The organism is Pantoea sp. FN0307, assembly GCF_050113815.1.
GTDB lineage: Bacteria > Pseudomonadota > Gammaproteobacteria > Enterobacterales > Enterobacteriaceae > Mixta > Mixta alhagi.
The window spans coordinates 114571-128051 of sequence record NZ_JBNJSO010000004.1 but is presented as its reverse complement, the minus strand read 5'-3'; the positions used below and the strand labels follow the sequence as shown (position 1 = coordinate 128051).

The window sequence follows — 13481 nt, the reverse complement described above, 5'->3', positions numbered from 1 at the left end:
CGTGATGGATTAACGTCACGGGCATTTTTTTAACGCCGCGCCATGCATTGCTGATAGCGGCTGTTGACCCGCTGGGCAAACCAGGCGGTAGTGAGGTTGCGGGTGATTTTCGGGCTTTCCAGACGGATGCCGGGCAGCATTTCACGCGGCATTCGGCGCCCGGCCTGTTTATCGGCCAGCGCGAAGACCTGCTTCCACAGTTCGCTTTTTTCAAACTCCAGCTTATCGCCCTTTTCTAAATCGCGACGGATCGCCCGAGGGCTCATATCGATTTGCCCCGCCAGCGTGCGTACCGCCAGTTCTGTTGCACCCGCCTTATCGGAGCCATAGATAATCAGATCGCCGTCCAGCGCCAGCTTCATGCCGGTAGTGCGCGCCACCGCTGCCTGAAATGCTGCATTGCGGCTGGCGTACCAGCCTGCGTTAAAGTCGGCGAAACGGTACAGCGGCGTGCTGTAATTAGCTGGATAGCCCAGCAGGTGTTTAACGCCAAACCAGATGCCGCCATGACCAGTAAAGACTTCCTGCCGGATGGAGGTTTCCACCGGCCACGGATAGCCTCGCGCATTCGCCTCAGCAAAGGCGATACTTACCTGCATCGGGCCGCCGGTATGAATTGGGTTCAGGTTGCCAAACAGCGTCTGCCCCATCGGTACCATATTAATAAAGTCATCAAAAATGGCGCTCAGCTCTTTTTCTGTACGCACGCTGTCCAGCCGATCGGCATAGCTACGCCCGTTGGGCGATTTAATCAGCAGCGCGGTACGGACCAGAAAGGCGGGAATATGCAGCCGTGCCGCCCGTTTGTTGATCTCGCCCCAGGCAATTTTTGGCAGGCCGGGCACCGGTGAATCGGCGTTAAAATTGGTTTCCTGATCGGCTACGGCAATCACGGCGCAAATATTGCTGTCGCTGGCCTCGATCTGCTGGGTACGAAAAGCAGTGGCCATATCACTGGACCAGTCCGCTTTTTGCCGCACATGCCCCGGCATTAACGCGGTAATGCGCGCCTGCATCTGCTGCGGCGTTTGCTGCGGCGTCTCTTTCTGTTTGCTGGTACAGCCCGCCAGCGCCAGCAGCGCAACCAGCGGCATAAGGCGAAGTAACTGAGATGACATACCTGTCCTTATCGTTTTTGAAGATAAGCGCACCTTAACCACTGCCGCAGCGAAATGCCAGCACCGCTTTCATTCATAGCCCCCTCGCCTTCCCATTTCTCAGTTTTACGCTAACGTTAAGTTTTGTTAATTGTTATTACAGGAGTTATCAATGAAAACCTCATGGTTACCGGTGGTCGCAGCGCTGATGCTGGCTGGCTGCGGCGGCAATAATACCCCGGCGCAGGTGAACACTCCCGGCGCGCCGACTTCAACAAAAATGAAGCTGCTGGATACCGGCGCCGCCGCAATGCAGTCACGCCCGCCGATTGATGCCATTAACGCCTATCTCGACGGCTTTCATTTTTACAACGGCGACAAAGATGGTCAGATGGAAGCGCACCACTACGTCACTATCCTGAATGATGATGTAATGCAGGCGCTGATTTATGACGGCAACACACGCGATGCCCGTTTAATGGGCGTGGAATATATTATCAGCGAGCGGCTGTACAAAACGCTGCCGCCGGAAGAGAAAAAGCTCTGGCACAGCCACAGCTATGAGGTGAAATCGGGCACGCTGGTGGCACCGGGACTGCCGGACACGGCAGATAAAGCGCTGATGACCAAACTGGTTAACACCTATGGTAAAACCTGGCACACCTGGCATACCGACCGCGATAAAACGCTGCCGTTTGGTATTCCAGCGCTGATGATGGGCTTCACCGCCGACGGTCAGCTCGATCAGCGCCTGCTGAAAGATCGCGACGAACGAATGGGAATTGATACACGTAAGATGCGCCAGCAGCGTGCTGATATCATCGCGCATCCGGTAGTCAAAGGCGCTAACGCCTGGCAGGATGGTGAGGTGATCCAGCTCCAGCGCGTCAAGGGCGGCGGTGAGCATGCCCACGGCAGTACGGAATTTGGCACCTCAGAACAGACGAAGCGCCACAAAACCCCTCACTGATCCCAGCGTCCGGCCGCCTGCTGGTCGCTGTGGCGCGCCTCAACCCAGCGATCGCCTTCGGGCGTCGCTTCCCGTTTCCAGAACGGCGCGCGGGTTTTCAGATAGTCCATGATAAATTCGGCGGAAGCGAAGGCCGCACCGCGATGCGCCGCGCTAACGCCGACAAAAACAATCTCATCGCCGGGAAACAGCTCGCCGATGCGATGGATCACGCTCACCCGTTCCAGCGGCCAGCGCGCGCGCGCCTGTTCCACAATCTCTGCCAGCGCTTTTTCCGTCATGCCGGGATAATGCTCCAGCGTCAGAGCGGAAACGTGCTCCCCCAGATTGTGATTGCGCACTTTGCCGGTAAAGGTCACCACCGCGCCATCCTGGTCGCAGGCGGAGAGCCACTGATACTCTTCGGCCATATTGAATGGCGCCTGCCCCACACGAATACGGGTCGTCATATTAACCTCCGGTGACCGGCGGAAAGAAAGCGACCTCGTCGCCATCCTGTAACGGATGCTGTAGCGATACCAGCGTCTGGTTTACCGAGGCCAGCAGTTTGCCCGCGCTCAGCGCCAGATCCCAACGATCGCCACGGGCGGCCAGCGCCGCGCGTAGCTCTTCTACCGTGGCATATTCCGCCGGCAGCGATAAAGAAGAGGTCGCCACCAGTTCGCGTACCTGCGCGAAAAACAGCACGTTAATCATTATCCACCGCCTGAAAATCCCCTGATTTGCCGCCGCTTTTCTGCAGCAGGCGCACTGACTCAATAACCATATCTTTCTGTACTGCTTTACACATATCGTAAATGGTCAACGCAGCTACGGACGCGGCGGTTAACGCCTCCATCTCTACGCCAGTTTTGCCGGTTAGCCGACAAACCGACTCAATCCGCACCCGATTTTTTTCCGGCTCGGCGGTGAGTTCCACTTCAACTTTGCTCAGCATCAGCGGATGACAGAGCGGGATCAGCTCCCAGGTGCGTTTTGCTGCCTGAATACCGGCGATACGGGCGGTGGCAAAGACGTCGCCTTTATGATGACGTCCCTCAATGATCATTTGCAGCGTGGCGGGCGCCATCACGACGCAGGCTTCCGCGCGCGCTTCACGCAGCGTTTCCGCTTTGGCAGAAACGTCAACCATATGCGCTTCGCCTGCGGCATTAATGTGGGTTAATTGCGACATAGTTATGATTTTTTCAGATGTGATACAAACTGGCAGGGGCGCGTGCGGGCGTCGAGCTGCTCACAGATAATACGTTCCCAGGCGGTCTGGCAGGCAGAGGTCGAGCCTGGCATCGCGAAAATCAGCGTCTGGTTAGCCAGACCGGCCACCGCACGTGACTGCAGAGTTGAAGAGCCAATCTCCTCCCATGACAGCATGCGAAACACTTCGCCGAAGCCTTCAATTTCCCGGTCAAACAGCGGCAGCAGCGCTTCCGGCGTACTGTTTTTGCTGTTAAAGCCGGTGCCGCCGTTGATCAGGATCACCTGAATATCATCGCTGGCAATCCAGCTGGAGACCACCGCACGGATGCGGTAGAGATTGTCTGCAACAATCGCGTGATCGAGCACCTGATGACCCGCTTCGGTCACCGCCTCGCGTAAATAGTCGCCTGAGGTATCATCTGAGGCGTCGCGGCGATCGGAAACGGTCAGTACCGCAACCTGTAGCGCCTGAAACTCCATTGTGGCTTTGCCCATGCTTTACTCCGCGTTTAACCGCCGATAAATGAAAGATTCTGCGTAATGCCGGTGTTGCCCTGATGCAGGAAGTGCGTCTGCTTTTTATGCCCCAGGCTTTCGGCGATGCGCGCCTGTAGCTCAGGCTGCTGCGCATCAGAAACCAGAAGATCGCGTAGCGGCACGCCGCCATCACCAAACAAACAGAGATGCAGATTGCCGGTGGCCGATACCCGCAGGCGATTGCAGCTGGCGCAAAAATCGCGTTCATAAGGCATGATCAGGCCGATTTCGCCCTGATAGTCAGGATGGCTAAACACCTGCGCCGGACCGTCGCTGCGCGCCCGAATCTGGCGCTGCCAGCCCTGCATAATCAGCTGATCGCGGATCACTTCGCCGGAAATATGGTGACGTCGAAACAGATCGCTACCCTCCCCGGTTTCCATCAGCTCAATAAAGCGTAGCTGAATCGGGCGGTGGCGAATCCAGTCGAGGAAGGTTTGCAGGCTGTGATGGTTAACATCGCGCATCAGCACGCTATTGACTTTCACTTTGCTGAAACCGGCCTCCAGGGCTGCGTCAATACCGCGCATGACCTGGTGAAATTTATCCTGACCGGTAATGGCGTGGAATTGACGCGCATCAAGACTATCGACGCTAACGTTAATGGAGGTCAGGCCTGCATCGCGCCAGCGTGCGACATCGCGCGCCATACGGTAGCCGTTGGTCGTGACCGCCAGCTGACGGATCCCCCGGTTTTCACGCACGGCAGCGATGATGTCGACAAAGTCGCGGCGCAGGCTCGGTTCGCCGCCGGTCAGACGGACTTTTTCCGTACCGGCATCGGCAAATGCGCGCGTAACGCGCCGGATCTCATCAAGCGAAAGGAAACTTTTGTTTGTCGCGCCCTGCGGCTTATAGCCATCGGGCAGGCAGTAGGTGCAGCGAAAGTTGCACACATCCGTGATCGACAAACGCAAGTAATAGAACTTGCGGGCATAGGAATCAATAAATTGGGTCACCAGAACACCTTTCCAAATGGGAGATGCAGTCATTTCTTTCTGCACCCTGGCAGCTCGCGGCTGCGGCCAGTGCCCCCTATCTGTCGACGTAGGCGCAAAGGCTTGAGTGTGGTTTTGCCTGTTAAACAGGAATCTGCAAATAGTAACGCCATTTGTCCGGGTATGCCACGGTGAATTTCGTTATATAATTAGATACATATCGCTACTTCGGTGCATTTATCTGCATAATAGCGACAGTTTGCTGCATGATGATTTTAATTAGTCACAAGCGAAGCCCGAACGATGATTGTGATAGCACATTTTTGCGCGTTGTTTGGCAAATCACAGCCGTACTGCTACGGCCAGAGAGTATTAAACGCCCAGAGAAACGATTATCCTGTGGCAATTCGACGGTTAAGATTACCGTCACTTATTGTCAGGAGAATTATGCGTAATCGTACCCTTACGGATCTGGATCGGGTGGTGGCCCTGGGCGGCGGACATGGACTGGGGCGCGTGATGTCGGCCCTTGCTTCGCTGGGCTCACGTCTGACCGGCATCGTAACCACCACCGATAACGGTGGCTCTACCGGTCGTATCCGACAATCGGAGGGCGGCATAGCCTGGGGCGATACGCGTAACTGCCTGAACCAGCTGATTACCGAGCCGGGTGTGGCGTCGGCAATGTTTGAGTACCGCTTTACCGGCAATGGCGAGCTGTCGGGACATAACCTTGGCAACCTGATGCTGAAAGCGCTCGATCATCTCAGCGTGCGCCCGCTGGAGGCGATTAATCTGATACGCGATATGCTGAAGGTGGATGCCATGCTGATCCCTATGTCGGAGCAGCCAGTGGATTTAATGGCAACCGACTGCGAAGGTCATATGGTTTACGGCGAAACGGCAATCGATACGCTGGCGCGGGTACCGCAGGATTTAATGCTGCATCCCAACGTGGCGCCAACGCGCGAGGCGATAGAGGCGATTGCCGAAGCCGATCTGATTTTGATCGGACCCGGCAGCTTTTTTACCAGCCTGATGCCGCTGTTGCTGATGGATGAAATGGCGCAGGCGCTGCGCCGCACGCCCGCTCCGCTGATTTTTATTGCTAATCTGGGCCGGGAACTTAGCCCCGCCGCAGCCAGCCTCAGGCTGGAAGATAAGCTGGCGATCATGGAAAAGTATATTGGTAAAAAGGTGATTGACGCGGTGGTGGTCGGCCCACGAGTGGATGTACAGGGCGTTCAGGATCGGCTGATTGTGCAACAGCCACTGGAAGCGGCGGATATCCCCTACCGTCACGATCGCCAGCTGCTGCGTCTGGCGCTGGAGCAGGCGCTTCAGGCGCTCGGCTAAGGCGCGCCGCCCGCAGCGAAGCCGTCTCCGGGCGGTGGCTTCTGACACGGCCATAAAAAAAGCCGCAGCGGTTCAGGCGGCGGCTTTTTTCGGGACGCATTATTTACGAAGCAGCGATAAACAGCTCGCGTAGCTGATGTAACTGATCGCGCACGTTGGCGGCTTCTTCGAACTCCAGGTTTTGCGCATGCTGCTGCATCTGCGTTTCCAGCTGGTGGATCTTTTTCTGCAGCGCCTGCGGCGTAAGCGCCAGATAACTGGCTTCGGTCTCAGCAGCGCCACGATTGCTGCTCTTGCCGCGTGTTTTCCCTTTGGTCGCGCTTTTACCCAGTTCAAGAATATCGGTAATTTTCTTGTTCAGGCCCTGCGGCACAATACCGTGCTCAGTGTTGTACTCGATCTGTTTCTCGCGGCGACGCTCGGTTTCGCCAATCGCTTTCGCCATCGAAGGCGTAATCCGATCGCCGTAAAGGATCGCCTTGCCGTTAACGTTACGTGCTGCACGTCCGATGGTCTGAATCAGCGAGCGTTCAGAACGCAGGAAGCCCTCTTTATCGGCATCCAGAATCGCCACCAGCGACACTTCCGGCATATCCAGCCCTTCACGCAACAGGTTGATGCCCACCAGCACGTTGAATACGCCCAGACGCAGATCGCGGATAATTTCCATACGCTCAACGGTATCAATATCTGAGTGCAGATAGCGCACCTTCTCGCCGTGCTCTTCCAGATATTCGGTCAAATCCTCCGCCATGCGCTTGGTCAGCGTGGTCACCAGCACGCGCTCGTTGATCTCAACGCGTTTGCGGATTTCCGACAGCAGATCGTCCACCTGAGTGGCGACCGGGCGCACTTCAATAATCGGGTCGAGCAGACCGGTAGGACGCACCACCTGATCGATCACTTCGCCAGCGGATTTTTCCAGTTCGTAGTTGCCCGGCGTCGCCGAAACATAGATGGTCTGCGGCGCAAGCGCCTCAAACTCTTCAAACTTCATCGGGCGGTTATCCAACGCCGACGGCAGACGGAAACCATACTCCACCAGCGTCTCTTTGCGCGCCCGGTCGCCACGGTACATGCCGCCGATTTGCGGAATAGTAACGTGGGACTCATCCACCACCAGCAGCCCATCCGCAGGCAAATAGTCAAACAGCGTCGGCGGCGGCTCGCCCGGCCCGCGCCCGGAGAGATAACGTGAATAGTTTTCGATGCCGGAGCAGTAGCCCAGCTCATTCATCATCTCCAGATCGAACTGAGTACGCTGCGTCAGGCGCTGCTCTTCCAGCAGCTTGTTGTTCGCCAGCAGCGTTTTACGCCGGTCGGCCAGTTCAAGTTTGATCTCTTCCATCGCCTGCAAAATACGTTCGCGCGGCGTAACGTAGTGCGTTTTCGGATAGATGGTAAAGCGCGGCACCACGGAATCTATCTGTCCGGTCAGCGGATCGAACAGCGACAGCCGCTCTACCTCTTCATCGAACAGCTCCACGCGCAGCGCCAGATCGTCCGATTCCGCCGGGAAAATATCGATCACTTCGCCGCGTACGCGGAAAGTACCACGCTGAAACGCCTGATCGTTACGGCTGTACTGCAGCTCAGCCAGGCGACGCAAAATACTGCGCTGGTCGATAAGCATACCGCGCGACAGGTGCAGCATCATTTTCAGATACAGATCGGGATCGCCAAGGCCATAAATAGCCGAAACCGATGCCACCACGATCACATCGCGCCGCTCCAGCAGCGCTTTGGTGGCGGAAAGACGCATCTGCTCGATATGTTCGTTCACCGAGGCGTCTTTTTCAATAAAGGTGTCGGAGCTGGGCACGTAGGCTTCAGGCTGATAGTAGTCGTAGTAGGAAACAAAATACTCGACGGCATTATCGGGAAAGAATTCTTTCATCTCGCCATACAGCTGCGCCGCCAGCGTTTTGTTGGGCGCTAACACCATCGTTGGCCGGTTAAGATCGGCAATCACGTTGGCAACGGTGAAGGTTTTCCCGGAGCCGGTCACCCCCAGCAGCGTCTGGTGTGCCAGACCGTCCTCAAGCCCCTCTTTCAGACGACGTATCGCCTCTGGCTGGTCGCCGGAGGGCTGAAAGGCGGAGTTAAGTTTAAAGGCTTTACTCATTAGGAATGATCTCTGCTGAAGAATTGCACGGACAGGAGGATAATTTTACTCCGCTTCGATGATTTTTCCAGCGCGTGACACTGGATAAATAATCAGTTATTTTGCCCGATACCCATGAAAAAGGCAAAGCGACAATTTAAAGACTTATCATTACATGGGGATAATATTAAGAGACGCAAGGTTATCCCCAACAGCGGGCAGCATTTAACATTTGTCAATAGGCGCAGCGCAAAAGCCATAGCGGAAAAAAGCGTACGCAATAGCAGGCTTGATTTTAACTAACATGTTGAAATTTAATAAAATATAAATAAAGCCCAGTTTCGCGCCAGTTCAGGAAAAAGCCGCGCCCGCTCTGGCTTGCACGTTGTTTTCACTCGGTAATGCACATGGTTATCCACAGGAATAGTGGATAACTGTTTACAGGCCCCGCAACATCGGGGATGGATAAAATTACGCCCCAGGCTGTAACACGGATGAAATATTTTTTTTTCGCGTTTTTCAGCCTGACCTGCCCCTGAATTTTCTGGTTTAACGCCTGCTATTCGGCGTTACCGCGATTTTTCTACCCTAAACGTCAAGCCGTTATTAATAAATTTTTCTGCCTTATGGTGGTTCTTCTGCACCATAAGCGTGGTCTCATTGGCACCGTCAGCGTGCAGCCCATTTATTACCCGATTAAATTATTAAGTATTTCTGACCATTCAACGTCTGCTGTGCATGCCATAACAGCCCGTCTTCTGCCCGTTTTCGATGATTTGGCCTGTGGATTGCAAGAAAGCATGAACCTCCCATCTGGATTGGCCCTTGAGCCTCCAGGGGATAAGGCGGTGATATCACCTCGCCGACATCTGTTACCTGCCTGACCTGAGGCAGGCGGCGGAATGATTTGAACTGTACGGAAGGAGAATATCAGATGCTGCGTTTACGTTCGGTGAATCAGTTTTACGGTAAAAACCATATCCTGTGGGATGTGGATCTGGACCTGCCGCCCGGCACCTGTACCGGCATCATCGCGCAGCCCGGCATGGGAAAAACCACCCTGGTAAACTGTATTATGGGCCACCTGCCGATTAACAGCGGCAGCATGATATGGCAGCAGGCTGGATCGCCGCCGGAAAATTTACTGATGCAGCCAGCGGCAACGCGCGCGCGGCTGGGGATCGGCTATGTGCCGCAGGGACGGCAGATTTTTTCCCAGCTCAGCGTGGAGGAGAATCTGCTGATCGCCTTGCTGGCTGGTCAGCAGGATCGCCACAGTGCCATTCCGCCGCTGGTTTATGAACTGTTTCCCACGCTGTGGCAGCTGCGCCATCAGCGCAGCGGCGATCTGACCCTGGAGCAGCAGCAGAATCTGGCGCTGGCCCGCGCGCTGGCACTGCAGCCGCAACTGCTGATTTTAGATGAACCAACCGAAGGCATGTCGCCGTGGCTGGAGGAGGAAACCGGTAATTTGCTGCATCGACTGAATCATGAGTTCGGCCTGACGATCCTGCTGCTGGAACAGCGGGTTTCGGTTATTCGTCGCGTAGCGGACTATTTTTTGCTGCTGCATCGTGGACGCAACGTGGCGCAGGGCCACGTTGCGGAACTGGATGAAAAGGTAGTGGATAAATGGCTGGCGGTGAGCTAAACGCGCGTCAGACGGGCAGACGAACATAGTCGCCCAGCGCGGCGTTATCAACCTGTTCCAGCCAGGGGATTTCGCCCAGCATCGGCGCAGGCAGGCGCTGTTGCAGGGTCGCCATATATTCCTGATGACGTCGGCCCGGCGGCTGAATATCGTTGGCGATCCAGCCCGCCAGCGGCAGCCCTGCATTGAGGATCGCTTCAGCGCTGAGCATCGCATGGTTGATACAGCCCAGTTTAATGCCCACCACCAGGATCACCGGCAGCTGCTCCTCGCGCACCCAGTCAGCATATGTCTGCTGCTCCGACAACGGCGTATACCAGCCGCCCGCGCCCTCGACCAGCACCCATTCAGCTTTTTCCCGTAGCGTCTGCAGCCCGGCGGAAAGCCGCGCAAATTCAATCGGCTGACCGGTATCGGCGCTGACAATATGCGGCGATGTCGGCTCCATAAACACCAGCGGATTCACCTCTTCATAGCTCAGCGGCACGCTGCTGTTACGCTGCAGCGCCAGCGCATCGCCGTTGCGGATGCCCTCCGGCGTCATTTCACTGCCGGAGGCCACCGGCTTATAGCCTGCGGTAAGAAAGCCCGCGCGGTTAGCGGCCTGCAGCAGCGCGCTGCTGGCAACGGTTTTGCCTACTTCGGTATCGGTTCCGGTCAGGAACCAGCAGTTACTCACAATCAATTACTCCGGTTACCAGTTGATAAGAGAGGCGATAGCCGCGTTCATCCTGCGGCCAGTGCTGTGCCAGCTGCTGCAGGCGCTGGCGCGTTAATAGCCCGCTGGCACGCCCCTGATGAATATGAGTGGCACCGATGCCTTTTAGCGATTGCAGCGCGCTGCGCACATCGGGAAAGCGCTGCTCAACCGTTTCGCTGCTCAGCCGCAGCCCCAGGTCGTCGCCAGCACGCTGGATCGCCGCCACGGAAAGAAAGGTATTCACATGTTGATAGTCATCCAGTGCCTGCCAGGCGCTGCGCATCTCATACAGCGAATCCTCCGCCAGAGTAGAAAACAGCACCCGTCCGCCAGGGCGCGTTACCCGACACAGCTCGCGCAGCCCCTGCGCCAGATCGTCGCACCACTGCATCGCCAGATTACTCCAGCAGATATCCACGCAACGCGCATGCAGCGGCAGCGCCTCAATATCACCCAGCAGATAGTGATGCGCGGTCTCATCGCGCCGCGCCTGTGCCAGCATGCCTGGCGAAAGATCGAGGGCAACGACCTGATGACCCTGCTCGCGCCAGCGTCGGCTGAACCAGCCGGTGCCGCAACCCGCATCCAGCACGGTTCCGCCGGATAACGCAGGCTGCAACGCCATAAGGCGTTCTCCGCTGTAGCGCTGCAGTTCGGCAAAGCGGTCGTAACCGCCTGCCGCGCGGCCAAATGCCTGCGCCACCGCCTGCTTATTCACTTTGTGCGTCATACAGCGCCTCCAGTAGCCGATCGATATCGTCCGCCGTGTGACTTGCGGTTAAGGTAAGACGCAGGCGTGCCGTGCCCGGCGGCACCGTGGGGGGGCGAATCGCTGTAACCCAGCAGCCGCGCTGACGCAGACGGCTGGCGAGCGTCATCGCCTGGCTATCCTCACCCACCAGCAGCGGCTGGATAGCGGTGGAGGAAGGCAGCAGCATCAAGGAGAGTTGCGCGGCGCCGTGACGAAAGCGGGCAATGTTCGCCGCCAGTTGTTGACGCAGATCGTCGCCCTGCTGGACAGCGTGCAATGCCGCACGCAGCGCTTCGGCCTGCGCTGGCGGCATTGCCGTGCTGTAGATCAGATGGCGGGCAAACTGCAGCAGATAATTAGCGGTGTCGTTATCGCACAGCAACGCCGCGCCGCTGATGCCAAACGCTTTGCCAAAGGTCACGATCAGCAGTTCTGGCCTGACGCCCTGCTGCCAGCAGCTGCCGCGTCCCTGTTCGCCCTGTACGCCGATACCATGTGCATCATCCACCAGCAGCCAGCCGCCTGCCTGCTGAGTAAGCTGATGCAGCGCGCCCAGCGGCGCGCTGTCGCCATCCATGCTGAATACGCCTTCGGTGACCACCAGCGTTTCGCCCGCCTCTTGCGGGGTTAACAGACGTTGCAGGCTCTCTGGCTGATTATGGGCAAAACGCCGCAGCGTGGCCGGACTAAGGCTGGCCGCTTCCAGCAGCGAGGCGTGTGACAGTTTATCCGCCAGGATACGGTCGCCCGCCTTTGCCAGCGCGCCGATCGCAGCCTGATTGGCGGCATAGCCGGAATTAAACAGCAGCGCACAGGGATAGCCAAGCCAGTCAGCCAGCTCCGCTTCCAGCTGAGCGTGCGGCAACGCATAGCCGGTGACATGGCCCGACGCCCCGGCACCCACGCCGTAGCGTTCAGCGCCCTGCTGCCAGGCCTGCACCAGACGCGCATCATGGCTCAGCCCGAGATAATCATTGCTGGCGAAGTTGCGGTAGCGTTTTCCGTTATGCAGCAGCCAGCCCGCGCGGCTCTGTTCCAGCAGACTGCGCTGACGAAAGCGCTGCTGCTGTTGACGCTCGGTCAGCGCTGCTGCAATCCGATGTTGCCAGCTCATTACTGGGCCGCGTTGTAATACTGTGGGGTATCGGCGTTAACCAGCTGCTGCGCCAGCGCCTGTTGCTGTTCGTTATCCCCGGCGTGAGTGTGGGTGTGCTCAGGATTAAGGCCCAGCTTACGGAACAGCAGCAGATCCTTATCCTCTTCCGGGTTAGGCGTGGTGAGCAGTTTGCAACCGTAGAAAATAGAGTTCGCGCCCGCCATAAAGCACATTGCCTGGGTCTGCTCACTCATCTGCTCGCGTCCGGCGGAGAGACGCACGTGCGAACGCGGCATCATGATGCGCGCCACGGCGATGGTACGGATAAAATCAAAAGGATCGACATCCTCGTTATCCGCCAGCGGCGTGCCTTTGACCTTAACCAGCATATTGATCGGCACGCTTTCCGGCGGCGTCGGCAGGTTCGCCAGCTGTACCAGCAGCGCGGCGCGATCCTTTACCTCTTCCCCCAGGCCAACGATGCCACCGGAGCAGACTTTGATCCCCGCCTCGCGCACTTTTTCCAGCGTATCCAGTCGCTCCTGATAGGTGCGGGTAGTGATGATATTGCCGTAAAACTCCGGCGAGGTATCAAGGTTATGGTTGTAAAAATCGAGTCCCGCTGCGCCCAGCCGCTGTGCCTGCTCATCGTTAAGGGTACCCAGCGTCATACAGGTTTCCAGCCCCATCGCCTTTACGCCCTGCACCATTTTTTCCAGGTAAGGCATATCGCGATCGTTGGGGTTTTTCCATGCCGCGCCCATACAGAAACGGGAGGAGCCTGCCGCTTTCGCCTTACGCGCCGAGGCCAGCACCTCTTCCACTTCCATCAGGCGTTCCGATTCCAGCCCGGTTTTATAACGGGCGCTTTGCGGACAGTATTTGCAATCTTCCGGGCAGGCACCGGTTTTAATCGATAACAGCGTACTCACCTGTACCTGACGCGGGTCGAAGTGCTGCCGGTGTACCTGCTGCGCTTCAAACATAAGTTCAAGAAAAGGCTTATTAAACAGGGCCTTAGCCTGTGCCAGCGTCCAGCGCATTGACATTGCTTACTCCAGAAAGGGTCGTTTTTATCATGGTA

Annotated in this window: 14 protein-coding genes and 1 riboswitch; of the genes, 3 read left to right on the top strand and 11 right to left on the bottom strand. The window is 57.0% G+C overall.

Features of this window, described 5'->3' with window-relative positions; all coding sequences use genetic code 11:
* Window positions 1-29: 29 nt before the first annotated feature.
* Entirely contained in the window at window positions 30-1118 is a 1089-nt protein-coding gene (locus ACQE3Z_RS13315; RefSeq protein ID WP_426974152.1) for a DUF1615 domain-containing protein, read from the bottom strand.
* Window positions 1119-1269: 151 nt separating this feature from the next.
* Here ACQE3Z_RS13315 and ACQE3Z_RS13310 point away from each other — a divergent pair, with 151 nt between their 5' ends.
* Window positions 1270-2067 (top strand): OBAP family protein, encoded by a 798-nt coding sequence (locus tag ACQE3Z_RS13310; protein WP_426974151.1) that lies wholly within the window; start codon window positions 1270-1272, stop codon window positions 2065-2067.
* Here ACQE3Z_RS13310 and moaE read toward each other — a convergent pair.
* The 5 genes from moaE to moaA form a co-directional block, all read right to left on the bottom strand.
* Window positions 2061-2516, bottom strand: coding sequence for a molybdopterin synthase catalytic subunit MoaE (gene moaE / locus ACQE3Z_RS13305; RefSeq protein ID WP_426974150.1), 456 nt, complete (start codon window positions 2514-2516; stop codon window positions 2061-2063). The genes ACQE3Z_RS13310 and moaE overlap by 7 nt on opposite strands.
* A gap of 1 nt (window position 2517) precedes the next feature.
* The gene (gene moaD / locus ACQE3Z_RS13300; RefSeq protein WP_085067535.1) at window positions 2518-2763 is read right to left on the bottom strand and encodes a molybdopterin synthase sulfur carrier subunit; all 246 of its coding nucleotides are present in this window, start codon (window positions 2761-2763) and stop codon (window positions 2518-2520) included.
* Window positions 2756-3241, bottom strand: a complete 486-nt coding sequence (gene moaC, locus ACQE3Z_RS13295; RefSeq protein WP_085067536.1) for a cyclic pyranopterin monophosphate synthase MoaC — start codon at window positions 3239-3241, stop codon at window positions 2756-2758. The genes moaD and moaC overlap by 8 nt, the downstream gene beginning before the upstream one ends.
* Before the next feature lie 2 nt (window positions 3242-3243).
* Window positions 3244-3759 carry a molybdenum cofactor biosynthesis protein B gene (moaB, locus tag ACQE3Z_RS13290; protein WP_250652167.1) on the bottom strand — a complete coding sequence of 172 codons (516 nt, stop codon included), beginning with the start codon at window positions 3757-3759 and terminating at the stop codon, window positions 3244-3246.
* Window positions 3760-3773: 14 nt separating this feature from the next.
* Complete coding sequence (moaA, locus tag ACQE3Z_RS13285; protein WP_426974149.1) at window positions 3774-4793, bottom strand: GTP 3',8-cyclase MoaA; 1020 nt, start codon at window positions 4791-4793, stop codon at window positions 3774-3776.
* A riboswitch (molybdenum cofactor riboswitch) is annotated at window positions 4750-4881 on the bottom strand. It overlaps the preceding gene by 44 nt.
* A gap of 305 nt (window positions 4882-5186) precedes the next feature.
* Between moaA and ACQE3Z_RS13280 the strand changes: the two genes are divergently transcribed.
* Window positions 5187-6095, top strand: a complete 909-nt coding sequence (locus ACQE3Z_RS13280; protein WP_426974148.1) for a gluconeogenesis factor YvcK family protein — start codon at window positions 5187-5189, stop codon at window positions 6093-6095.
* A 103-nt stretch (window positions 6096-6198) separates the two neighbouring features.
* On the opposite strand, the gene uvrB is transcribed toward ACQE3Z_RS13280, so the two are convergent.
* Window positions 6199-8220 (bottom strand): excinuclease ABC subunit UvrB, encoded by a 2022-nt coding sequence (gene uvrB, locus ACQE3Z_RS13275; RefSeq protein ID WP_250652165.1) that lies wholly within the window; start codon window positions 8218-8220, stop codon window positions 6199-6201.
* A 913-nt stretch (window positions 8221-9133) separates the two neighbouring features.
* On the opposite strand from uvrB, the gene ACQE3Z_RS13270 reads away from it, so the two are divergent.
* A complete protein-coding gene (locus tag ACQE3Z_RS13270) occupies window positions 9134-9850 on the top strand; it encodes an ATP-binding cassette domain-containing protein (RefSeq protein ID WP_426974147.1) in 717 nt (238 codons plus the stop codon).
* A gap of 7 nt (window positions 9851-9857) precedes the next feature.
* Here ACQE3Z_RS13270 and bioD read toward each other — a convergent pair whose 3' ends face one another.
* The 4 genes from bioD to bioB are packed head-to-tail and all read right to left on the bottom strand — an operon-like array spanning window position 9858 to window position 13446.
* Complete coding sequence (gene bioD / locus ACQE3Z_RS13265) at window positions 9858-10529, bottom strand: dethiobiotin synthase (protein WP_426974146.1); 672 nt, start codon at window positions 10527-10529, stop codon at window positions 9858-9860.
* The gene (gene bioC / locus ACQE3Z_RS13260) at window positions 10522-11280 is read right to left on the bottom strand and encodes a malonyl-ACP O-methyltransferase BioC (RefSeq protein WP_426974145.1); all 759 of its coding nucleotides are present in this window, start codon (window positions 11278-11280) and stop codon (window positions 10522-10524) included. Before bioC ends, bioD begins: the two co-directional genes overlap by 8 nt.
* Window positions 11261-12415, bottom strand: coding sequence for an 8-amino-7-oxononanoate synthase (gene bioF / locus ACQE3Z_RS13255; protein ID WP_426974144.1), 1155 nt, complete (start codon window positions 12413-12415; stop codon window positions 11261-11263). The genes bioC and bioF overlap by 20 nt, the downstream gene beginning before the upstream one ends.
* Entirely contained in the window at window positions 12415-13446 is a 1032-nt protein-coding gene (gene bioB / locus ACQE3Z_RS13250) for a biotin synthase BioB (RefSeq protein ID WP_426974143.1), read from the bottom strand. Before bioB ends, bioF begins: the two co-directional genes overlap by 1 nt.
* Between the last annotated feature and the right edge of the window lie 35 nt (window positions 13447-13481).